Annotated in this window: 19 protein-coding genes and 1 tRNA gene; 11 read left to right on the forward strand and 9 right to left on the reverse strand. The window is 61.0% G+C overall.

Annotated elements, in window-relative coordinates; all coding sequences use genetic code 11:
* Window positions 1-3: 3 nt before the first annotated feature.
* On the reverse strand, window positions 4-1,488 hold the full coding sequence (locus ACMA5I_RS00405) for a SulP family inorganic anion transporter (protein WP_525884240.1): 1,485 nt from the start codon (window positions 1,486-1,488) through the stop codon (window positions 4-6).
* A gap of 326 nt (window positions 1,489-1,814) precedes the next feature.
* Window positions 1,815-1,901, reverse strand: a tRNA-Leu gene (locus ACMA5I_RS00410).
* A gap of 183 nt (window positions 1,902-2,084) precedes the next feature.
* On the opposite strand from ACMA5I_RS00410, the gene ACMA5I_RS00415 reads away from it, so the two are divergent.
* On the forward strand, window positions 2,085-3,083 hold the full coding sequence (locus ACMA5I_RS00415; RefSeq protein WP_525884241.1) for a complex I NDUFA9 subunit family protein: 999 nt from the start codon (window positions 2,085-2,087) through the stop codon (window positions 3,081-3,083).
* On the opposite strand, the gene ACMA5I_RS00420 is transcribed toward ACMA5I_RS00415, so the two are convergent.
* Window positions 3,084-3,887, reverse strand: coding sequence for an undecaprenyl-diphosphate phosphatase (locus tag ACMA5I_RS00420; RefSeq protein WP_525884242.1), 804 nt, complete (start codon window positions 3,885-3,887; stop codon window positions 3,084-3,086).
* A gap of 232 nt (window positions 3,888-4,119) precedes the next feature.
* Between ACMA5I_RS00420 and ACMA5I_RS00425 the strand changes: the two genes are divergently transcribed.
* From ACMA5I_RS00425 to ACMA5I_RS00440, 4 genes are read left to right on the forward strand one after another with little or no spacing between them, the layout of a single operon-like run.
* Entirely contained in the window at window positions 4,120-5,556 is a 1,437-nt protein-coding gene (locus ACMA5I_RS00425) for a glutamate synthase small subunit GltD family protein (protein WP_525884243.1), read from the forward strand.
* A gap of 2 nt (window positions 5,557-5,558) precedes the next feature.
* Window positions 5,559-5,984, forward strand: a complete 426-nt coding sequence (locus tag ACMA5I_RS00430) for a GFA family protein (RefSeq protein ID WP_525884244.1) — start codon at window positions 5,559-5,561, stop codon at window positions 5,982-5,984.
* Window positions 5,985-6,043: 59 nt separating this feature from the next.
* Window positions 6,044-10,564, forward strand: coding sequence for a glutamate synthase large subunit (gltB, locus tag ACMA5I_RS00435; protein ID WP_525884245.1), 4,521 nt, complete (start codon window positions 6,044-6,046; stop codon window positions 10,562-10,564).
* Between the two features lie 55 nt (window positions 10,565-10,619).
* A complete protein-coding gene (locus ACMA5I_RS00440; protein ID WP_525884246.1) occupies window positions 10,620-11,255 on the forward strand; it encodes a hypothetical protein in 636 nt (211 codons plus the stop codon).
* 102 nt (window positions 11,256-11,357) lie between these two features.
* Here the strand turns inward: ACMA5I_RS00440 and ACMA5I_RS00445 are convergent, their stop codons facing one another.
* Window positions 11,358-11,603, reverse strand: a complete 246-nt coding sequence (locus ACMA5I_RS00445) for a hypothetical protein (protein WP_525884247.1) — start codon at window positions 11,601-11,603, stop codon at window positions 11,358-11,360.
* Between the two features lie 156 nt (window positions 11,604-11,759).
* Entirely contained in the window at window positions 11,760-12,659 is a 900-nt protein-coding gene (locus ACMA5I_RS00450) for a hypothetical protein (protein WP_525884248.1), read from the reverse strand.
* 95 nt (window positions 12,660-12,754) lie between these two features.
* On the opposite strand from ACMA5I_RS00450, the gene mtgA reads away from it, so the two are divergent.
* On the forward strand, window positions 12,755-13,471 hold the full coding sequence (gene mtgA, locus ACMA5I_RS00455) for a monofunctional biosynthetic peptidoglycan transglycosylase (protein ID WP_525884249.1): 717 nt from the start codon (window positions 12,755-12,757) through the stop codon (window positions 13,469-13,471).
* Here mtgA and ACMA5I_RS00460 read toward each other — a convergent pair.
* The 3 genes from ACMA5I_RS00460 to hppD are packed head-to-tail and all read right to left on the reverse strand — an operon-like array spanning window position 13,468 to window position 15,429.
* On the reverse strand, window positions 13,468-14,019 hold the full coding sequence (locus ACMA5I_RS00460; protein ID WP_525884250.1) for a GNAT family N-acetyltransferase: 552 nt from the start codon (window positions 14,017-14,019) through the stop codon (window positions 13,468-13,470). The genes mtgA and ACMA5I_RS00460 overlap by 4 nt on opposite strands.
* On the reverse strand, window positions 13,997-14,335 hold the full coding sequence (locus ACMA5I_RS00465) for a Rieske 2Fe-2S domain-containing protein (protein WP_525884251.1): 339 nt from the start codon (window positions 14,333-14,335) through the stop codon (window positions 13,997-13,999). The genes ACMA5I_RS00460 and ACMA5I_RS00465 overlap by 23 nt, the downstream gene beginning before the upstream one ends.
* Window positions 14,335-15,429: a 4-hydroxyphenylpyruvate dioxygenase gene (gene hppD, locus ACMA5I_RS00470; RefSeq protein ID WP_525884252.1), complete on the reverse strand. Its 1,095-nt coding sequence runs from the start codon at window positions 15,427-15,429 to the stop codon at window positions 14,335-14,337. The genes ACMA5I_RS00465 and hppD overlap by 1 nt, the downstream gene beginning before the upstream one ends.
* Before the next feature lie 132 nt (window positions 15,430-15,561).
* Between hppD and ACMA5I_RS00475 the strand changes: the two genes are divergently transcribed.
* Both ACMA5I_RS00475 and creD read left to right on the forward strand, forming a co-directional pair.
* Complete coding sequence (locus ACMA5I_RS00475; protein ID WP_525884253.1) at window positions 15,562-16,032, forward strand: Lrp/AsnC family transcriptional regulator; 471 nt, start codon at window positions 15,562-15,564, stop codon at window positions 16,030-16,032.
* Between the two features lie 30 nt (window positions 16,033-16,062).
* A complete protein-coding gene (gene creD / locus ACMA5I_RS00480) occupies window positions 16,063-17,484 on the forward strand; it encodes a cell envelope integrity protein CreD (RefSeq protein WP_525884254.1) in 1,422 nt (473 codons plus the stop codon).
* A gap of 32 nt (window positions 17,485-17,516) precedes the next feature.
* Here creD and ACMA5I_RS00485 read toward each other — a convergent pair whose 3' ends face one another.
* Window positions 17,517-18,383 (reverse strand): intradiol ring-cleavage dioxygenase, encoded by an 867-nt coding sequence (locus ACMA5I_RS00485; protein WP_525884255.1) that lies wholly within the window; start codon window positions 18,381-18,383, stop codon window positions 17,517-17,519.
* Between the two features lie 156 nt (window positions 18,384-18,539).
* Between ACMA5I_RS00485 and ACMA5I_RS00490 the strand changes: the two genes are divergently transcribed.
* The 3 genes from ACMA5I_RS00490 to arsB all read left to right on the forward strand — a co-directional run bounded on the left by ACMA5I_RS00490 (window position 18,540) and on the right by arsB (window position 21,151).
* Window positions 18,540-19,772, forward strand: a complete 1,233-nt coding sequence (locus ACMA5I_RS00490; RefSeq protein WP_525884256.1) for a multidrug effflux MFS transporter — start codon at window positions 18,540-18,542, stop codon at window positions 19,770-19,772.
* A gap of 63 nt (window positions 19,773-19,835) precedes the next feature.
* Window positions 19,836-20,150 carry an ArsR/SmtB family transcription factor gene (locus ACMA5I_RS00495; protein ID WP_525884257.1) on the forward strand — a complete coding sequence of 105 codons (315 nt, stop codon included), beginning with the start codon at window positions 19,836-19,838 and terminating at the stop codon, window positions 20,148-20,150.
* Window positions 20,150-21,151: an ACR3 family arsenite efflux transporter gene (gene arsB / locus ACMA5I_RS00500; RefSeq protein WP_525884258.1), complete on the forward strand. Its 1,002-nt coding sequence runs from the start codon at window positions 20,150-20,152 to the stop codon at window positions 21,149-21,151. The genes ACMA5I_RS00495 and arsB overlap by 1 nt, the downstream gene beginning before the upstream one ends.

Here is a 21,151-nt window from a genome sequence, read left to right on the forward strand (position 1 = left end):
CCCTTAATGGCCGAGAAGTTCGTCCATAGCGCCCGGTTTATCATGGATGGCGAGTTTATCCACGATGGTCTCCGACGCCGTATTCATGCCGACGATATCGACCTCGGCCCCTTCACGGCGGAATTTCAGCACCGCCATATCGAGCGCCTGCACCGAGGAAATATCCCAGATATGCGCGCGACTGACGTCGATGGTGACTTTTTCCGGCGCTTCGCGGAAATCGAAGGCTTTCATGAAATCCTCGGTCGAGGCGAAGAAAAGCTGCCCTTCGACGCGATAGGTGCGATGCGTGCCGTCCGGCGTGATTTCCGAACTGACGCGGAAGATCTGCGAGATTTTCCCCGCAAAGAAGATGCCCGAAAGCAGCACGCCAACCATCACACCGATGGCGAGATTATGGGTAAAGACAACGCAAATCACCGTCGCCAGCATCACGATGGAGGAGGATTTCGGATGCGTGCGGAGGTGCAGGATCGACGACCAGGAGAAGGTCCCGATGGACACCATGATCATGATCGCCACCAGCGCCGCCATCGGAATCCGCGCGACCCAGTCCCCCAGAACCACGATGAAAAACAGGAGCATCACCCCCGCGGTGAAGGTCGAGAGCCGTCCGCGCCCGCCGGATTTTACGTTGATGATCGACTGGCCAATCATGGCGCAGCCCGCCATACCGCCGATAAAGCCGGTTGCTGTGTTGGCAAGGCCCTGACCGATACATTCCTGATGGCGGTTGGACGGCGTATCCGTCAGATCATCCACGATATTCTGCGTCATCAGGCTTTCAAGCAGCCCGACCACCGCCACCGCGAGCGAATAGGGGAAGATGATCTTCAACGTCTCAAGATTGAGCGGAATGTCCGGCAGGAGGAACACCGGCAGCGTGTCCGGAAGCTCGCCCATGTCCCCAACAGTGCGCACGTCGAGGCCGAGCATGAGCGACAGCGCGGTGATCACAACGATGGTGACGAGCGGGGAGGGGATCGCGCGGGTGAGATAGGGGAAGAGATAGATGATCCCGAGGCCGAGCGCGACGAGCAGATAGGTGATGTTCGGCACGTCGATGAGTTCGGGCAGCTGCGCCATAAAGATGAGGATCGCCAAGGCGTTAACGAAGCCGGTCATGACCGAGCGCGACACGAAGCGCATGACATTGCCGAGCTTGAGGAACCCTGCAAGGATCTGAAGGAGACCCGCCAGCACCGTGGCCGCAAGCAGATATTGCAGCCCGTATTCCTTCACCAATGTCACCATGAGCACCGCCGTCGCCGCCGTCGCCGCGGAGATCATGCCCGGTCGCCCGCCCGTGATCGCCGTGATCACCGCAATCGAGAAGGACGCATAAAGCCCGACCTTCGGGTCCACGCCAGCGATGATCGAGAACGCAATCGCCTCCGGGATCAGCGCAAGGGCCACGACGAGGCCGGAGAGCAAGTCCCCGCGAATATTGCTGGTCCACTGGCGGCGATAAGCATCAAGCGAAATCATGGCATCTCCCTGCCGGCGGTCCGGCGATCAGGTCACGAATGAGCGAAAGTTGCGCCCCGCATAAAGCGACGTGGGGGAGATTCCAAGGGTTTTGGCGGGATTTGGCGTGAGAGGGATGCGCTGTGGTGCTGGTTTGGCAGTTGTTTTGTCGATTGCTCACCCTCTATCCAAAACAACTTCGCCCTGCAAACAGACGCGACATTTAGCACGCGCATGAGCGCCGCTTACAAAAATCAGGTGGCATCAAATGGTGCTAACCATTTGGGCGCAAAACTTTCATATTTATAAGATTATTTCCCCAAGCACCCTCGCCGCCAGCGAAAATTTGGTGCCCAGGAGAGGACTCGAACCTCCACATCTATACAGATACTAGCACCTGAAGCTAGCGCGTCTACCAATTCCGCCACCTGGGCAAGGTGTCTTAGGTGCGCGGTTGGTATCGCTCGGGCCCTAGGGAGTCAATGGGCAAAACGCGCGGGCCGGGAAGAAAATCGGCGGGCCGGCGCAGGCGCTTTGGGAGATGTTTAAGGGGAATCTCCTTGTCCGCTGGCCTGCGGCGTTTTAGGACTGGAGGGACTGCTTTTTAGGAGAGAGCTATGGACGGCAACGCACCCATTGCAGTGGTATTTGGCGGATCCGGGTTTCTGGGGCGCTATATCGTCAAACGTCTGGCGGATCGCGGATGGCGGGTGCGTGTGGCGACGCGGCGGCCGCATGAGGCGGGGTTTGTCCGGCCTTATGGCTATGTGGGGCAAGTCGAGCCGTTCCAATGCAATCTGCGCTATCCCGAAAGCGTTGCGGCGATGATGCTGGGGGCGGATGCGGTGGTGAACTGCGTCGGGATCCTCAATTCTTTCGGCAAGAACGACTTTGAGTCCGTGCAGGAAGAGGGTGCGGCGACCATTGCGGAGCTGGCGTCCAAGGCGGGGATTACCAGGATGGTGCATGTCTCGGCCATCGGCGCGGATGCTGAGAGCGAGAGCATCTATGCGCAGACCAAGGCGTCAGGTGAGGCGGCGGTGCAGAAATATATGCCGTCGGCGGTGATCCTGCGTCCGTCGATCCTGTTTGGCGCGGAAGACGGGTTCTTCAACAAATTTGCGGGCATGGCGCGGATGATGCCGGTGCTGCCGGTGACCGCGGCGGATACGAAATTCCAGCCGGTTTATGTGGATGATGTGGCTGCGGCGGCGGTCAATGCGATCATTGATGGCGCGAAGCCGGGCATTTACGAGCTGGGCGGGCCGGAGATTAAAAGCTTCCGCGAGCTGATGGAGCAGATGCTTGACGTCATCATGCTCAAGCGTCCGGTGATCAATATGCCGACGGGCCTGATGAAAATTCAGGCGGGTGTGCTGGATATGGCGCAGAAGTTGAGTTTCGGGCTTTTCGAGAACACGATGATCACGCGCGACCAGATCACTTTGCTCAATTCGGGCGACAATGTGGTTGCGGCGGATATGCCGGGGCTGACCGATCTTGGGGTCTCGCCGGTCGCGATGGAGACGGTGCTGGAAAGCTATCTCTACCGGTTCCGCAAAGAGGGTCAGTATACGGAGATGACCCAGAGCGCGAAGAACCTGCGCCAGAACTGATTACGTATAAGCGATCAGCAGTAGGATCACGCCGAGGATCACGCGGTAAATCACATAAGGCGTGTAGCTGACCGAGCGCAGCAGGCGCATCATCAGCGTGAGCGCGCCCATGGCGGCGATGAAGGACAGGACGGCGCCGATGGCCGCGTCGCGCATCAGGCCGGAGGTCTCGCTTCCGATCAAATCGAGACTGAGGAGCGCGCCGGAGGCGATGATCGTCGGGATCGACATGAGCATTGCTATCTTGGCGGCGCTTGTGCGGTCATATCCGAGGGCGCGTGCACCGGTGATGCAGATGCCGGATCGGGATGTGCCGGGGATGAGCGCCACAGCCTGCCAGAGACCGAGGGTGACCGCGTCTTTGACGTTCCAGTCGCCGTCACTCTTCACGGTCGCGCCGCGTTGGTCGAAGATATAGAGCAGGATGCCGAAGCCGAGCATGGTCCAGCCGAGCACAGCCATGGAGCGTAGCGCATCGGAGAGGCCGGTCGCCTTGAGGATGAAGCCGGCGAGGATCACGGGGATCGTGGCGATGATGAGCAGAAGCGCCAGCCGGGCCTCTTCGGTCTGCCTGCGGCCGGTGACGAGATGGCCGAGGCCGCGGAGCGCCTTCACGGAATCCGCCCAGAAATAGAGTATCACCGCGAAGAGTGTGCCGACATGCACAGCCACGTCGAGCGCCAGCCCCTGATCGGCCCAGCCTGTGAGCATCGGGACGAGGACGAGGTGACCCGAGGATGAGACCGGCAGAAATTCCGTGATTCCCTGCACGAGCGCGAGGACAATAAGCTGAATCAGTGGCATCATGGCTCCGAGGGTCTATCGTCGCGCGGACCATATCCCCAGAGATTCGCAGGCGATAGAGCTATAATAGGTCCGGTATTTTACCTATTTATGCCGATTTTTCTGGCGAAATTATGCGGCGGGTCGAAAAAAGAGACAAATAGGTCAGTATGTGATACTTTTTTGACTCGAGGTCGCCCCGTATAAGCGGCGCAAAGGGCTTTGCCCAGCCACAGCCAACAGGATGCACGCCATGGCCAAACAGCCGATGCTCAAATTCGTCTCGACCGAGCGCGACATGCCGGAGAAGCGTAAAGCGGATGCGCGCCGGGATGATTTCCACGAGATCTATGCCGAATTTGCCGAGGCGAAGGCCGAAGAGCAGGCGAGCCGTTGTTCGCAATGCGGGGTGCCGTATTGCCAGACGCATTGCCCGCTGCACAACAATATCCCTGACTGGCTGCGCATGACCGCGACGGGCCGTCTGCGCGAGGCTTATGAGATCAGCCAAGCGACCAACACCTTCCCGGAGATCTGCGGCCGCATCTGCCCGCAGGACCGTCTGTGCGAGGGCAACTGCGTGATCGAGCAATCGGGTCACGGCACGGTCACGATTGGCGCGGTGGAGAAATATATCACCGACACGGCGTGGGAAGAGGGCTGGGTTCAGCCGCTCAAGCCCGCTGAAGAACGCAGCGAGAGCGTGGGTATCATCGGTGCCGGTCCGGCGGGTCTGGCGGCGGCGGATGCGCTGCGCCGCGCGGGTGTGCAGGTGACGGTGTATGATCGCTATGACCGCTCGGGCGGGCTGCTGACCTACGGGATTCCGGGCTTCAAGCTGGAGAAAGAGGTGGTGATGCGTCGCCACAAGCAGCTTGAGGACGGGGGTGTGACCTTCAAACTCAACTGCAATGTCGGCACGGACATTTCTTTCGCCGATATTCGCGCCGAGCATGACGCGGTGCTGATTGCAACGGGCGTTTATAAGAGCCGCGATCTTGGCGGGCCGGGCGCGGGTCTTGGCGGGATCGTCAAGGCGATCGACTATCTCACCGCCTCCAACCGTCAGAATTTCGGGGACAAAGTGCCGGAGATCGAAAGCGGCGAGCTTTGGGCGGAAGGCAAGCGTGTCGTCGTGATCGGCGGCGGCGATACGGCGATGGACTGCGTGCGCACGGCGATCCGTCAGGGCGCGACCTCGGTGAAATGTCTCTACCGCCGCGACCGCGCGAATATGCCGGGTTCGGTCCGCGAGACTCAGAATGCCGAAGAAGAGGGCGTCGAATTCGTCTGGCTCTCCGCGCCGAAAGGGTTCACCGGCGATGACAATGTGAGCGGCGTGCGCGTCGCGAAGATGCGCCTTGGCGCGGCGGACGCGACGGGCCGCCAGTCCCCCGAGGAAATCGAGGGCGCGGATTACACCGAAGAGGCGGATCTCGTCATCAAGGCGCTTGGTTTCGAGCCGGAAGAACTGCCGACGCTTTGGGAAACGCCGGAGCTTGAAGTCACCCGCTGGGGGACCGTGAAGGCCGATTTCATCACCAAGCAGACGGCGCTTCCCGGCGTCTATGCGGCGGGCGACATCGTGCGCGGTGCGTCGCTGGTGGTCTGGGGGATCCGCGATGGCCGCGATGCGGCGGATGCGATCCTCAAAGGCTTCGGCGCGACGGCGCAGATCGCGGCGGAATAACCATGGCGACGCAAAAAGGACAGTGCATGTGCGGGGCGGTCACTTTCACCGCAACCGACGCGGAGCCGGAAGTTCACGCCTGCCATTGCGAGATGTGCCGCCGCTGGACGACGGCAGCGTTTCTCGCGGTCTCGGTCGGCAAGGACAATCTCGCTGTGGAAGGCCCGGTCGTCTGGCGAGACACCTCGGATTGGGCCAAACGCGGCTGGTGTAAGGACTGCGGCACGCCGCTTTTCTACCGGATCACCGCGGAAGGGCCGATGGAGGGACATTGGGAAGTCTCGATGGGCGCCTTTGACGATCCGAGCGGCTTCGCCTTCACCAAGGAAATTTTCATCGACCGCAAGCCCGGCAATTTTGCCTTCCACGGCGCGGATCGCGAAACCATGACGGCGGAGCAGGTCTTCGCCATGTTCGGCGACCTTTGACGCCATCACAAAATTTCGGTTCGCAATCATTAGGTTCGAACCAACCGACGGAGGACACCATGACCAAATTTGACGCCAAATGGGTGGCCGAGCAGGAAGCGCATCGCGCCTATCTCGCGGAGCATGGGATGTATAACCCCGAGGATGAGCATAGCTCTTGCGGGGTCGGGCTGGTTGTCTCTATCGACGGGACGCCGCGCCGCGAAGTGGTGCAGGCGGGGATCACGGCGCTCAAGGCGATCTGGCACCGGGGCGCGGTCGATGCTGATGGCAAAACCGGCGACGGCGCGGGCATCCACGTGCAGATCCCGGTCAGCTTCTTTGAGGATCAGATCCGCCGCACGGGCCACGAGCCGGATGATGGCCGCCTTGCCGTGGGCATGGTGTTCCTGCCGCGTCTCGATTTCGGGGCGCAGGAGCGGGCGCGGACGATTGTGGAGGCCGAAGTTCTCCGCATGGGTCACCGCATCTATGGCTGGCGTCATGTGCCGGTTGATGTGACCTGCCTTGGCGAGAAAGCCAACGCGACCCGCCCGGAAATCGAGCAGATGCTGATCTCCGACGGCAAGGGTCTCGATGAGGAAGATTTCGAGCGCGAACTTTACGTCATGCGCCGCCGGATCGAAAAAGCGATCAGCAATGCGGGCGTGCCGGGCTTTTACATCTGCTCGCTGTCCTGCCGCTCGATTATCTACAAGGGCATGATGCTGGCCGAGCAGGTCGCGGTGTTCTACCCGGATCTTGAGGACGAGCGTTTTGAGTCCGCCTTCGCGATCTACCACCAGCGCTATTCGACCAACACCTTCCCGCAATGGTGGCTGGCGCAGCCCTTCCGGATGCTGGCCCATAACGGCGAGATCAACACGCTCAAGGGCAACCTCAACTGGATGAAAAGCCACGAGATCCGCATGGCGTCGGATTACTTCGGCGATCTGGCGGATGAGATTAAACCCATCGTGCCGGGCGGCTCGTCCGACAGTGCCGCGCTCGATGCGGTGTTTGAGGTGGTCGTGCGCGCGGGCCGCTCCGCGCCGATGGCGAAAACCATGCTGGTGCCGGAAAGCTGGTCGAATACCGGCTCCGAAATGCCGCAGCCGTGGAAAGACATGTATGCCTATTGCAACTCGGTGATGGAGCCGTGGGACGGTCCCGCCGCGCTCGCCATGACCGATGGTCGTTGGGTTTGCGCGGGTCTTGACCGGAACGGCTTGCGCCCGATGCGTTATGTTGTGACCGGGGATGGCCTTCTGATCGCGGGCTCCGAGGCCGGGATGGTGCCGGTCGACGAGACCACGGTGAAGGAAAAGGGCGCGCTTGGTCCGGGCCAGCTTCTGGCCGTCGATATGCAAGAGGGCAAGCTCTACCACGACACCGAGATCAAGGATGCGCTGGCCGCCTCGCGCCCGTTTGGCGAGTGGGTCGGCAAGATCACCGATCTGGAGAAAGACCTCGACCACGCCAAGGAAGATGACGGTTATACCGGCGATCAGTTGCGCCGCCGCCAGATCGCGGCCGGGTACAGCCTTGAGGAGCTGGAAATGGTCCTCGCGCCGATGGCCGAGGATGGCAAGGAAGCGATTGCGTCCATGGGCGATGACACGCCGTCGGCGGTGCTCTCCGAGCAGTATCGCCCGCTCTCGCATTACTTCCGCCAGAACTTCTCCCAGGTGACCAACCCGCCGATTGACAGCCTGCGCGAATTCCGCGTGATGAGCCTCAAGACGCGGTTCGGGAACCTCAAAAACGTGCTGGACCAATCCGGCAGCCAGACGGAAATCCTGACGCTCGACAGCCCGTTCCTCTCGAATGGCTGGTTCAATGCGATGGTGAGCTATCTCGGCGATGGCGTGAAAACGCTCGATTGCACCTACACCACCGATGAAGGGCTGGAAGCGGCGATTGCGCGGCTCCGGACCGAGGCGGAGGATGCGGTGCGTGCCGGTGCGGCGCATATTGTGCTGACCGACGAGCATCAGGGGCCGGAGCGCCTGCCGATGCCGATGATCCTCGTGACCAGCGCCGTCCATTCGGGGCTGACCGCCAAGGGTCTGCGGACCTTCGTGTCGCTTAATGTCCGCTCCGCCGAGTGTATCGACCCGCATTATTTCGCGGTGCTGATCTCCTCCGGTGCGACCACGGTGAACCCGTATCTGGCGCAGGACAGCCTCGCGGATCGCATCCGCCGCGGCCTGCTCGACGGCGATATCGACACGGCGATGAGCCGCTACCGCACCGCGATTGACCAAGGCTTGCTGAAGATCATGGCGAAGATGGGCATCTCGGTCCTCTCGTCCTATCGCGGCGGTCTGAATTTCGAGGCGGTTGGCCTCTCCCGTGCGCTTTGCGCGGCCTATTTCCCCGGCATGCACAGCCGCATTTCGGGCATCGGAATCCTTGGAATCGAAAAGAAAATCCGCGACGTGCACACCAAGGCGTGGGGTGACGGGCCGGATGTGCTGCCGATTGGCGGTTTTTACAAAGCGCGCCGCTCGGGCGAGACCCATGCTTGGGAAGCGCGTGCGATGCACGTCCTGCAAACTGCTTGCAAGCGCGGCAATTTCGACATTTGGAAGCAGTATTCCAAGATGATGAAGGAGCGCCCGCCGATCCATCTGCGTGATCTGCTCGACTTCAAACCGGCGGCGAAACCCGTACCGCTCGAAGAGGTCGAGAGCATCACCACGATCCGCAAGCGGTTCGTGACCCCCGGCATGTCCCTCGGCGCGCTCTCACCCGAGGCGCACCGGACGCTGTCGATCGCCATGAACCGTATCGGCGCGAAGTCCGACAGCGGCGAGGGCGGCGAGTCCCCCGAGGATTTCACCCCCGAGCCCAATGGCGACAACGCCTCTGCGAAGATCAAGCAGGTCGCGTCGGGTCGGTTCGGCGTGACGGCGGAATATCTGCTGCATTGTGAAGAGCTTGAGATCAAGGTCGCGCAGGGGGCAAAGCCCGGCGAGGGCGGCCAGCTTCCGGGCATGAAGGTGACCGAGCTGATCGCGAAACTGCGCCACTCCACCCCTGGCGTGACGCTGATCTCACCGCCGCCGCATCACGATATCTATTCCATCGAGGATCTGGCGCAGCTTATCTATGACCTCAAGCAGATCAACCCGAAGGCGAAGGTGACCGTGAAGCTCGTGGCCTCCACCGGGGTCGGCACGATTGCCGCCGGTGTGGCCAAGGCGAAGGCGGATATCATCCTGATTTCGGGCCATAATGGCGGCACCGGGGCGTCTCCCGCGACCTCGATCAAATTCGCGGGTCTGCCGTGGGAGATGGGGCTCACCGAGGCGCATCAGGTGCTGGCGATGAACAATCTGCGCGAGCGCGTGACCCTGCGGACCGATGGCGGTCTGCGCACGGGCCGGGACATTGTGATCGCGGCGATGCTGGGGGCCGAGGAATACGGCATCGGGACGGCGGCGCTGATCGCCATGGGCTGTATCATGGTGCGTCAGTGCCAGTCGAACACCTGCCCGGTCGGCGTCTGCGTGCAGGACGAAGCGCTGCGCAAGAAGTTCACCGGGACGGCGGATGATGTGGTTAATCTCATCACCTTCTATGCGCAGGAAGTGCGCGAGATCCTTGCCAGCTTGGGTGTGCGGAGCCTCGACGAGGTGGTTGGCCGCGCCGATCTTCTCAGTCAGGTCAGCCGCGGTGCCGAGCATCTCGACGATCTCGACATGAACCCGCTCTTGATCGAAGTCGATGCCGCGCGCCAGATCACATATGACCGCAACGCGCCGCGCAATGCCGTGCCGGAGACGCTGGACTCGAAGATCCTCCGCGATGGCGGGCCGTTCTTCAACGATGGCGAGAAGATGCAGCTGTCCTACACGGTTGAGAACACGCACCGCACCGTCGGCACCCGCGTCTCCTCGCACCTGGTGCAGCGGTTCGGGATGCGCAACAGCCTCCAGCCAGATCACCTGACGATCCAGCTCACCGGCAGCGCGGGCCAATCGCTCGGCGCCTTCGCCGCCCCCGGCATGAAAATCGTCTGCTACGGCGATGCGAATGACTATGTTGGCAAGGGCCTCTCCGGTGGCACCGTGGTGGTGCGCCCGGCGCTTGGCAGCCCGCTCACGGCGGCGGAGAACACGATCATCGGCAACACCGTGCTTTACGGCGCGACCGATGGCCACCTCTTCGCCAATGGCCGGGCGGGCGAGCGTTTCGCCGTCCGCAACTCCGGCGCGAAGGTCGTGATCGAGGGCTGCGGCACCAATGGTTGCGAGTATATGACTGGCGGGATGGCCGTGATCCTCGGCTCCGTGGGCGAGAATTTCGGCGCGGGCATGACGGGCGGGATGGCCTTCATCCTCGACGAGGAGGACAATATCGACCGCCTCATCAACCCGGAATCGATCATCGCCCAGCCGATCCGCTCGTCGCAATGGGAAGCCGTGCTGCGCGGTCTGATCGAACAGCATGTGAAGGAAACCGAAAGCCGCAAGGGTGAGGAAATCCTCCGCGATTGGGACCTCTGGCTGCCGAAATTCCGCCAGATCGTGCCGAAGGAAATGCTCAGTCGTTTGGAGTATCCGCTCGATGATGAGACACGGGAAACCGCATAAAAGAGGCGCCTTCGGGCGCCTTTTTCGAAATTGAATAAATATAAGGTAAAATATAGTGCCACAGTGGTTAATAAACTTAACTCAGCCTCAAGCTACCTTGGGTTCAGGTGTTGTGACTTTTCTAGGCGCGATTTGCGCGGTACTGTTAGGGTGGATGTTGTTCAGCGGAAAAATTAGGGATATGAAGTCAACTATTCAGGAAACTGATGACATCTTAAAAGAGCATCAGTTTGAAGTTAAGAAGACATTGGATGAGATTGAAAGTAAGCTGAGTAGCTTGACTGCTAGCGCAGCGCAAATCAGAGCGGATGTTGCCGATAACCAAGCCTTTGATACTGACGAGGCTGATGAAAAAGCGGAGGTGGACGGCAATGAGTTAAGCTTTGAAGATCTATCATCAAGTTGGTGGAAGATCCGAGATACGTTAGAATCTATAGCTTCAGATCCTGAGATTGACGGTAGGACTGCGGCAAAATACGCAAGGATCGACAGACGTAGCTACTCCGATCTAATCGAATCTCTAGATTTTGATGGGAAATTGGGTAGCGATGGCGACCGATTTCTTGAAGCTGCCAAAATCTGGCTTTCTCACAGACCGAGAAAAAAGAAACCTTCTCAAGAAGTAATTATGCGCATGGTTGCGTTGGCTAATTCGTTGGTGGAGAAACATTCTAACAATCGTATTAATTAAATTTCCGTTTTACATGATTTAAAAAATTCATCGCGAACTTTCCCTAAAATACAAAAAAGGGAGCCCGCAGGCTCCCTTTCCATGCCTCACCATTCAGATTGCTTACGCAAAGTCGAAGTAGTCGGTCTGGCTCGCGCAGGGGTCCGGCTGCTGGCCGCCGCAGGAGTTGTCGTGGTGGTGGTTCTGACCGCAGTCATTGTCGTTGTCGTGGTCAAAAATGTCGAAGATGTCGTTGATCTTGTCGACTTTCCACGCGATCAGGTCGTTCGCCCAATCGAAGATGTTGGTGGAACCGTGGTCATGGCCGCAGTCGTTGCTATTACCCCAGGTCTTGAAGCTGAAAAACATTTTATGTCTCCATATATCTGTATGAGCGCTTTTTTGCGCATATGTTTTTTAACCACGAGAAAGCCGACTCGCCACGAAAGTTTTTAAAAAAGACTTAAGGGTTTATTTAAAATTATTTAAACCGTGTTCAGGTTTTGTCCGCATGACAATGGCGGTTTAAAGGGGCGTAAAAACGTAATCGAGGGCTTGCCAACGCCCTGCTTTCAAAGCTGTTTTTCTCGAAGCGATGTTGCCACCGTCGATTGTGCCGATCAAAAGCCGGTCGCGGGTCGGGTGGCGCGCGGCGAGGGCCGATTGCGCCGCCGCGGCGTAGCCAAAACCGGCGTGATCGAGGCGCACAATTTCCTCGATTACCTCGTCTCCGGCGATCCAGTCGATCGCGCCCGGCGCCGCCGCGATGAGGCCGGTGATGCCCTTCCCCTCGACGTGGATCGCGAAGAGATCACCTGAGTCCCACAACGCGCGGAGGGTCTCGTCATCGGCGGGGATGACGCCTTTGCGGAGCTCCGGCGTTTCCTGCTCCATCGCGGCGAAGCGTGCGGCGACCATCGCGATGGCGGGTTCGGGTGCAGGAAAAGGCGTTAGCGTGACCTCCGGGCGGGGTGCGCGCATATCCCTGTATCGCGCCAAGAAGATACTGGTGTCGATATGGCTGCCCTTGGGAAGGGTCTCACCCGGCCTATGGCGCGTCCGCATGTGGTGCGGCGCGAAGCTTTGCCATTCCGCCGCCACGGTTGTCGCGAGCGCATCGAGACTGTCGAAACTATGCGCAATCACCTCGACGAAGGGGCGTGTGATGTCCTGCGCGTAGAAGCGGATGCCGCCGAGCAGCGCGCCTGCCTGCGTGCGGATATGACGATGCGCATAATCCAGCGGCGCGATGCCGGGCAGCTCGATATGGTCGGAGAAGAGCCGCGCGAAATCGGCGTCACCGACCCTTGCTCTCTGAAGCTCCAGCCAGTCGGCCAGCATCATGCGGCCCGTCGGCCCATAAAGCGTTTCGGCAAGCGCGCCCTCCCAGCGAAGGGACGGCCAATCATCGGAAAAGCGATGCATTCTCATCGCATAAGTCGGGAAACCGTGCCTGTCACCCCGTGCCGCATGGCTCTGCGACCTTGCGCCGCGGCGCGCGCTTGCCTAATCACGCGAGCATGGCGCGGGCAAAACAGGCAGAGATCGAGGAAGAGCAGGAGGACGCGCCGAAGCGTGGCCTGTTGCGGCGGCTTGTCGGCTGGACCGTGCGCCAGTTTCTGCGGCTCACGGCGTTTCTCGCGCTGATCATCCTGATCCTGCGGTTCATCGCGCCGCCCTTCACGCCGCTGATGATGATGGAAACCAACCGTCTGGGCGAGGTCCGGCAGGAGTGGGTGCCCCTCGACGCGATCAACCCGCGCATGAGCCGGGCGGTCGCGGCGGCGGAGGATGCAAGGTTCTGCAACCATGGCGGCTTTGACGGGGTCGCGATCCGGCAGGCCATCGAGGATGGGTCGGGCCGGGGGGCCAGCACGATAACGCAGCAGGTGGCGAAGAATGTGTTTCTCTGGCCGGGGCGGTCCTGGCTCCGCAAGGGGGCGGAGGCCTATCTGACCATCCTGATCGAGCTGATCTGGCCGAAAGCGCGGATCATGGAGATTTATCTCAATGTCGCGGAAATGGGCGAGGGTGTGTTCGGGGTTGAGGCGGCGGCGCAGTATTGGTTCGGCGTCTCGGCGTCCGAGTTGAGCGAGCGGCAGGCGGCGCAATTGGCGGCGATCCTGCCCGCGCCGAAAAGCCGCTCGGCACGGCAGTCGAGCCAACGCGCCGCGCGGATCGTTGATGGCGGGCGGACGCTGGCGGCCAATGGCGGCGCGGCCTGTTTCGGCGGTTAAGGGCGCGGACGTTCCAAGACAAGGCACGGGTCGCCGAGATACTCCGTTTCGCGGATTTGTTGGAAGCCGAGCTTGGTGGCGAGGTTGATGGAGGCGGTATTCTCCGGCGCGACGATGGCGGAGACGACCTCTGGCGCGCGGGCGTCATCGAGCCAGTCGAGCGCCGCTTGGCAGGCTTCGAAAGCGTAGCCTTTGCCGTGCATGGCGGGCGAGATTACCCACCCCATCTCAATGCCCCGTAAGGGCGGCGAAATCGTGCGGATGCCCGTCATGAAGCCTGCGGAGCCGACAAATTCGCCCGCATGGGTTTCCACGAGCCAATATCCATAACCAAAGAGAAGCCAGTGGCCGACCTTGGCGCAGATCCGGTTTTGGCTGCGCTCAACCGTTTGCGGGGTGCCGCCGATGTAGCGCACCACCTCGGGGTCCGCCCACATGGTCGCGATATCGTCGAGATCATCCGCCCTATGGACGCGCAGCCGCAGCCGCTCTGTCTCCAGAAGCGGCACGATTCCGTCGAGCGGATTAGGCGATAACGAGCTGTCCATCCTGTTCTTTTAGCGGAATTTCCGCGAGGCGACAGCCCTCGGCGTGACCGCTCAACCCTTCGCCCGTCAGCGCGTCAAACACCGCGTCGTGGTTGGAGCAGATGAGCCGGTCACCGTTCTGAACGTCGCTGTCCCGCTGATCGAGCGGCAGGAACTGATGCGGGCAGAGATTGACGAAGGCGCGCGGCCCGGCGCTGGTCGGCACCACGAGGACAGGCAACTTGCCCAGAATCTCGGAGACGGGAGCCGCAACCCCCGCCTCGCAAATCGCGGTTCCGGGCGCAGGCGCCCCCGGAAACTCGTGCCATGCGCGCATCAGATGACCCCGCGGGCTTCCTGATCGGCTTCGATCGACTCGAAGAGCGCCTTGAAGTTGCCCTCACCGAAACCGTCATCGCCCTTGCGCTGAATGAACTCGAAGAAGATCGGCCCGATCACCGTTTTCGAGAAAATCTGTAGCAGGATCTTGGTGTTGCCCCCATCGACCACGCCTTCGCCGTCGATCAGAATGCCGTGCTTCTTCATTCGGTCCATCGGCTCGTCATGACCAGACACGCGGTCATAGGACATGTCGTAATAGATCTCCGGCGGCGGCGGCATGAAGCGCAGGCCATTGGCATGGATCTGATCGGTCGAGTCGTAGATATTCTCGCTCGCGACCGCGATGTGCTGGATGCCTTCGCCTTTATATTCCTTGAGATATTCCTCGATCTGGCTCTTTTCATCGGCGCTTTCATTGATCGGGATGCGGATGCGGCCGCAGGGCGAGGTCAGGGCGCGGGAGAACAGCCCCGTTTTCTTGCCCTCGATATCGAAGAACCGGATCTCCTTGAAATTGAAGATCTCGTTATAGAAGCGATACCACGTGTCCATATTGCCGCGATGGACGTTGTGGGTCAGGTGGTCGAGATAGTAGAAGCCCACGCCTTCGGGCTTCGGGTCCGCGCCATCCAGCCACTCATATTCGGCCTCGTAAGGATTGCCCTTCTCGCCATAGGTGTCGACGAAATAGAGCAGGCTATCGCCGATGCCGTAAACGGCGGGGACATCGAGGACCTTGCCGCCCCCTTCATAGGGCTTCGCGCCCATCTCCACCGCGCGGTTAAAGGCGTGCTCCGCATCAACCACGCGCCACGCCATCGACGGCGCGCAAGGGCCGTGAAGCTCGACGAAATCCATCCCCATCGAGCCTTTTTCAGCGTTCAGCACATAGGTGATGTCGCCCTGCTGCCAAAGGGTGATGTCCTTGGTCTTGTGCTTGGCGGTCTTGGTGTAGCCCATCTTGGTGAAGAGATCGGCCAGCTCATCCGGGTTCGGGTGCGCGAATTCAACGAATTCAAATCCGTCGGTCCCGGCGGGGTTCTGGTCGGTGATCTCTGCCGGCGGGGCGTCGTGCGGGAAGGGTCCCATAGCATCCTCCATGTGATTGTTGAGGGGACTCTCCCATGAAACCCTTGCATTGTGCGCGCGAATCTGGACTAATTTGAAATTAGTATGCGTGATTGACGCATTTTAAATTTAAATAGCGCGCGAAATACGCATATGACAGAGTTGGACCGCACAGACCGCCGCCTGATTCACGCCCTTCAGGGCGATGCGACGCTCACCAATGCCGAGTTGGGTGAGCGGCTGAATCTCTCGGCAAGTCAGGCTGGGCGGCGACGGCAAAAGCTGGAAGAGGGCGCGATCATCACCGGGGCGCGGGCTCTGGTCGATGCCCCTAAGGTCGGTCTCACCATCGAAAGTTTCGTGCAGGTTGTGATGGCGGGCCATTCGCGGCGCAATGCAAAGGATTTCGAAACGGCGATGCAGCGCCGCCCCGAAATTGTCGCCGTGTGGACGCTCACCGGCGAGGCGGACTATCTGTTGCGCGTCTATACACCCGATCTTAAGGCGCTCAACCATCTGGTGCAGGAGGTTCTGCTCGACAATCCGGCTGTTGCGCGGGTGCAGAGTCAGATCGTCATGGACCGTGTGAAGCCCGATGCCCCCTTGCCGCTGGACGGCGATTAGCGTTGAGTGGCCTGAGGTGAGGAGAGACATATGCTGAAAACATTGGGCGGCAAGTTCATCATTGTCGGACTGCTGGCGCTTTTGATGGTGATCCCGCTGTTTCTCGCGGGCTCGGTTGTCGGGCAGCGCGAGAGCATCAATCGCGATGTTGTGCGCGAGCTTGGCGAGGAGTGGGGCGGCCCGCAGACCTTTAGCGGGCCGGTGCTGGTCATTCCGGTTGAAGGGACTGTGCTGCGGCAGGTTCAGACAGAACCCGAGGATGGCAGCGAGGCGGGAGAAGAGACGCCGCAGATTATCCGTGAGGTTGGTGCGCGTGACCCGATATATGTGTTGCCCGAGACGCTTGAGATCAATGCCACAAGCCAGAGCGAGCTGCGCAGTCGCGGGATTTTCGAGGTGCCGGTCTATACGGCGGCTCTCGATGCCGCCTTCACCTTCGATCTCAGCGATGTTCCGCAAGCGTTGCGCGAGGGCGACCAGGTGCAATGGGACCGCGCCTATATTCGCATGACCGTCGGCGCGGCCAAGGCGTTGCGCGGTGAGGCGGTGCTAACCCGCAATGGCGAGACGCTTCGGATCGAGCCGAGCGGGTCGAATGTGCGAACGGCGGGCAGTTCCGATCCCGGCGGGCGCTATGGCGGCGGCGGTTACACACCCGGAGCGGCAGGCGGACAATTTCTCGCTAGGCTTGGCGACCCGCGTCAGGGGGGCGAGTTTACCCTAAGTCTCGGGCTTAACGGCGCCGAACGGCTTTTCGTGACCCCGGCAGGCCGCACGACCCGCGTGACAATGGCGGGCGACTGGCCGGACCCGTCTTTCACCGGAGAGTTTTTGCCCGATGATTACGAGGTCAGCGACGACGGGTTCACGGCGACATGGACCATCCCGCATCTGGCGCGCAATCTCGCGCAAGTGTCCCGCAGCGATCAGGATATCGCCGCGCGCGGCGCGACCGCCTTTGGCGTAGAATATCTCCAGATCAATGATTTCTACCGCAAGGCTTATCGCGCCACGACCTATTCGGTCCTGTTCATTGCGCTGACCTTCCTGACGATCCTCCTGCTCGAACGCGGCGCGCCGAAACAGGTTCACCCGGTGCAATATATCCTCGTCGGGCTGGCGCAGGCGGTGTTCGTGCTGCTGATGGTCGCCTATGCGGAGCAGATCGGGTTCCGCTCAGCGTATCTGCTCGCGTCGATTGCCACCATCGGACTGCTGACCGCTTACGGGGCCATTGGCATGAAGATGGGCACATCCGCCATGGTGCTCGGCGCAGCGCTCACCACGCTTTACGCGGTGCTCTATCTCATTCTGGTTAGCACGGATTACGCGCTTCTGGCAGGGGCGAGCCTTGCCTTCCTCGCGCTGGCGGCAACCATGTGGTTCACGCGGGATGAGGAATGGTACACCCCGCATGTGCCTATGGGTGAGGGAAAGTCTGACCGGGATTGATCAGACTTCGGCACATGCGGGGGTAGGGACGCTTACTCGACGCCCGGAATCATCCGGGTGTTGAGGGCGTCGCCTTCGGGGAGGGCGGCATCGCTCGGGGGCATGCCGCCTTCATTCGGTTGACCGTTTTGCGGGGGCTCGCGGCCTTCGGGCGGTGCGCCGCGCCCACCGGGACCGCTTTGGCCAGTCCGGCCTGTCGCGTCGGGATCGACCCCGACCACGAGCGCGGCCTGATAGCCGCTGCCCGGCACTTCGCGGATCGCCGCATAAGCACCTGCGCCCGCCTGTTGCGCGATATTGTCGCCCGTATTGACCGTATCGCGCTCAGTCCCGCGCCCGTCATAAGGCGCGATATTGCGGTAGAGAAACTCGCTCAGAGCATCAGGAAAGAAGATCTGGCTCGTCAGAAGCGTTTCTTCATCGAGAAAGACCTTGTAGTGAATATGCGTCGTCCGCCCGCGATACCAGCCGGGGTAGATCGTCGTGAACTGCGCCACACCGCGCGCATCGGTCTCTTGCGTGCCGCGCAGAAAGGTCTCGCCTTCGGTGTCGAGCGTGCCGTTGCTGCCCTGCGTCGCATAGCCGGAGTAATTGCCCTCCGCATCGCAATGCCAGATATCGACGCGCGCGCCCTCAAGCGGGGTGCAGTTCTCATCGACCACCTGAATTTCCATCACCAGCGGAATGCCGACGCGATCCTCGCGAATATCGACGCGGACGAGGCCGGGATCGAGGTAATACGGTCCTTCGGTCACCTCCGGCGTGAGCGTGCAGACATTCGGCGCGATCAGGCCGATGGATTGCGCCGCTTCGGTCTGTGCCAGCGCCGGACGCGCCCCCACCAGCGCCACCGGAGAGGCGGCGAGTGTCCGCAGAATGTTGCGTCTTGTTAACGACATATCAGTTTCCTTCGTAGATCCATACGAGCTGATACGCATGAGCGTTGGTGATCCGTCGAAATTTTTTCAAATTAACTTTCCGAGACCGCTCCGTGAGCAGGGCTTGCCCCTTTGGAGGCAGAGGCATAGCTTGGCGGCAAAAATAAAGAGCTTGATATGTCTTCCGAAAATCCGTCTCCCAAGCACGCGCCGCTCAGTTATTACGCGTTTGTGCTGCTTGTTTCCGCCTTGATGGGCCTCAACGCGCTGGCCATCGACATCATGCTTCCGGGTCTGCCGCAAATTGGCGAGGATCTGGGTCTGACCGACCCAAATGCTCCGCAACTTGTGATCCCGGCCTATATGCTCGGCTTCGGCGGCGGGCAGCTTGTCATGGGTCTGCTGGCCGATCGCTATGGCCGCAAACCGGTGTTGATTGGCGGGCTGGCGGTCTACGCGCTGGCGAGCCTCGGATGTGTGTTTGTCCCGAGTTTCGGCGGCCTCTTGGCGCTGCGGGTGCTCCAAGGTCTCGGCAGCGCCGCGCCGCGGGTGATCGCCACGACGGTTGTGCGGGACTGCTATGGCGGGCGCAGCATGGCCTCCGTGATGTCGCTCGCCGCGACGATCTTTATGGTCGTCCCGGTGCTGGCCCCGCTGATCGGGCAGGGGATCATGCTGGTTACGAGCTGGCATGGCGTGTTCCTGTTCCTCACGCTGTTCAGCCTGACCGTCCTCTACATCGCCGCCCGCTATCTGCCCGAAACGCTGGACCCGGCGGATCGCCGCGAGATTCGCCTCCCCATTGTGATCGAAGGCATCAAGGCGGTGTTCGGCGACCGCATCACCCTTGGCTATATGCTGGCGGCGGGCGCGTGGTTCGGCGCGCTGTTCGGCTTCATCACCTCGGCGCAGCAGGTGCTGGCGGAGGCGATGGGGCTGGGCGATTATTTCACCATCGTCTTCAGCTTCGTCGCCGGGGGGATCGCGGTCTCGTCTTTCCTCAATGCGCGGCTCGTCGGCCGGTTCGGGATGCGGCGCATGTCCCATGGCGGGACGCTGATGTTCTGCATCACCGCCATTGTCGGGCTGATCATCCAACTGAGCGGGCTCATGACCGTCTGGCTCTTCCTTCCGCTGCTCGCGATCATGATGCTGATGATCGGCGTGACCTTCGCCAATTTCAACGCGCTGGCGATGGAGAACCAGTCGCGTCAGGCGGGGCTGGCCTCCTCCTTCATCGGGGCGATCACCGCCCTGATGGGCATGGTGATCGGCGCGCTGATAGGCCAGAGCTATGACGGCACGGTCACGCCGCTGTTTCTCGGCTATGTGATCTGCTCCTGCACCACGCTGGCGATCATTTTCATCACCGAGCGTGGCAAGCTCTTCGAGCCGATCCACGGGGAATAAGTTAAAATAACGTCATAAAACCGTCGCTTTACAACTCTACAAATATATTTGTAGTAACGGCGCATGAATGATGACACCGCGATTCTCGCCCTCGGGGCGCTGGCCCATGCCGACCGCCTCCGGGCCTTCCGCCTACTGGTGAAAACCGGGCCGGACGGGCTGGCCTCGGGCGAGCTTGCCCGGCAGCTCGACATTGCCCCGACCCGCATGAGCTTCCACCTCGGCACGCTCCAGCGCGCCGGGCTGATCACCTCCACCCGCAGCGGCCAGCAAATGCGCTACCGTCTCCAGCCGGAGACGATGCGCACCCTGATGGGCTTTCTCACCGAAGATTGCTGCGATGGCCGTCCCGACCTCTGCTTTTCAGGAGACTGTTGATGGGAGCGTTTGAGCGCTATCTCTCCGTCTGGATTTTCCTCGCCATCGTCGTGGGTATCGCCCTCGGCCAGATGTTCCCCGGCCTTTTCAGCGCCATCGCGGCGGCGGAGGTGGCGTCGGTCAACCTCGTCGTCGCCGTGCTGATCTGGGCCATGGTCTTCCCGATGATGCTCGGCGTCGATTTCGGCGCGGTCAAAGACGTGGCCCGCCAGCCGCGCGGCCTGCTGATCACGCTGGTCGTCAACTGGCTGGTGAAACCCTTCACAATGGCCTTCCTCGCGGTCCTCTTTTTCGACTACATCTTCGCCCCCTGGATCGCCCCCGAGGACGCCCAGCAATATATTGCGGGCCTGATCCTGCTTGGCGCGGCGCCCTGCACGGCGATGGTGTTCGTCTGGTCGCAACTGACCCGCGGCGATGAAACTTACACACTGGTGCAAGTGGCCGTAAACGATCTCATCATGGTCATCGCCTTCGCTCCCATCGTGGCCCTCTTGCTTGGCGTCTCCGACATCACCGTGCCTTGGGAAACGCTGATCCTCTCGGTCATCCTCTTCATCGTCCTGCCGCTCGCCGTCGCCATGGTGATCCGCCGGACGATGGATTGGGAAGCGCTTATGACCCGGATCAAGCCGCTCTCCATGATCGGCCTCGTTGCCACTGTGGTGATCCTCTTCGGCTTGCAAGGCAGCGTGATCCTGAGCCGTCCCATTGTGATCCTGATGATCGCCGTGCCGATCCTGATCCAAAGCTACGGCATCTTCGCGGTGGCCTATGGCGCGGCCTATGCGCTGAAAGTCCCGCATAAGATCGCCGCGCCCTGCGCCATGATCGGGACCTCGAATTTCTTCGAACTCGCCGTCGCCGTCGCCATCTCGCTCTTCGGATTGACCTCCGGCGCAGCGCTCGCAACCGTCGTGGGCGTCCTCGTCGAAGTGCCGGTGATGCTGTCCCTCGTCGCCTTCGCCAACCGCACTCGCGATAAATTTCCACAGGAGTGA

Origin of the sequence: Jujubicoccus corallicola (assembly GCF_047345645.1) — a bacterium.
Classification (GTDB): domain Bacteria; phylum Pseudomonadota; class Alphaproteobacteria; order Rhodobacterales; family Rhodobacteraceae; genus JBLEFH01.

Bases quoted from the DNA above. Each gene is read 5' to 3' on its own strand.
- ACMA5I_RS00405 (WP_525884240.1), bottom strand. From the start codon at position 1,488: ATGATTTCGCTTGATGCTTATCGCCGCCAGTGGACCAGCAATATTCGC.
- ACMA5I_RS00415 (WP_525884241.1), top strand. From the start codon at position 2,085: ATGGACGGCAACGCACCCATTGCAGTGGTATTTGGCGGATCCGGGTTT.
- ACMA5I_RS00420 (WP_525884242.1), bottom strand. From the start codon at position 3,887: ATGCCACTGATTCAGCTTATTGTCCTCGCGCTCGTGCAGGGAATCACG.
- ACMA5I_RS00425 (WP_525884243.1), top strand. From the start codon at position 4,120: ATGGCCAAACAGCCGATGCTCAAATTCGTCTCGACCGAGCGCGACATG.
- ACMA5I_RS00430 (WP_525884244.1), top strand. From the start codon at position 5,559: ATGGCGACGCAAAAAGGACAGTGCATGTGCGGGGCGGTCACTTTCACC.
- gltB (WP_525884245.1), top strand. From the start codon at position 6,044: ATGACCAAATTTGACGCCAAATGGGTGGCCGAGCAGGAAGCGCATCGC.
- ACMA5I_RS00445 (WP_525884247.1), bottom strand. From the start codon at position 11,603: ATGTTTTTCAGCTTCAAGACCTGGGGTAATAGCAACGACTGCGGCCAT.
- ACMA5I_RS00450 (WP_525884248.1), bottom strand. From the start codon at position 12,659: ATGCATCGCTTTTCCGATGATTGGCCGTCCCTTCGCTGGGAGGGCGCG.
- mtgA (WP_525884249.1), top strand. From the start codon at position 12,755: ATGGCGCGGGCAAAACAGGCAGAGATCGAGGAAGAGCAGGAGGACGCG.
- ACMA5I_RS00460 (WP_525884250.1), bottom strand. From the start codon at position 14,019: ATGGACAGCTCGTTATCGCCTAATCCGCTCGACGGAATCGTGCCGCTT.
- ACMA5I_RS00465 (WP_525884251.1), bottom strand. From the start codon at position 14,335: ATGCGCGCATGGCACGAGTTTCCGGGGGCGCCTGCGCCCGGAACCGCG.
- hppD (WP_525884252.1), bottom strand. From the start codon at position 15,429: ATGGGACCCTTCCCGCACGACGCCCCGCCGGCAGAGATCACCGACCAG.
- ACMA5I_RS00475 (WP_525884253.1), top strand. From the start codon at position 15,562: ATGACAGAGTTGGACCGCACAGACCGCCGCCTGATTCACGCCCTTCAG.
- creD (WP_525884254.1), top strand. From the start codon at position 16,063: ATGCTGAAAACATTGGGCGGCAAGTTCATCATTGTCGGACTGCTGGCG.
- ACMA5I_RS00485 (WP_525884255.1), bottom strand. From the start codon at position 18,383: ATGTCGTTAACAAGACGCAACATTCTGCGGACACTCGCCGCCTCTCCG.
- ACMA5I_RS00490 (WP_525884256.1), top strand. From the start codon at position 18,540: ATGTCTTCCGAAAATCCGTCTCCCAAGCACGCGCCGCTCAGTTATTAC.
- ACMA5I_RS00495 (WP_525884257.1), top strand. From the start codon at position 19,836: ATGAATGATGACACCGCGATTCTCGCCCTCGGGGCGCTGGCCCATGCC.
- arsB (WP_525884258.1), top strand. From the start codon at position 20,150: ATGGGAGCGTTTGAGCGCTATCTCTCCGTCTGGATTTTCCTCGCCATC.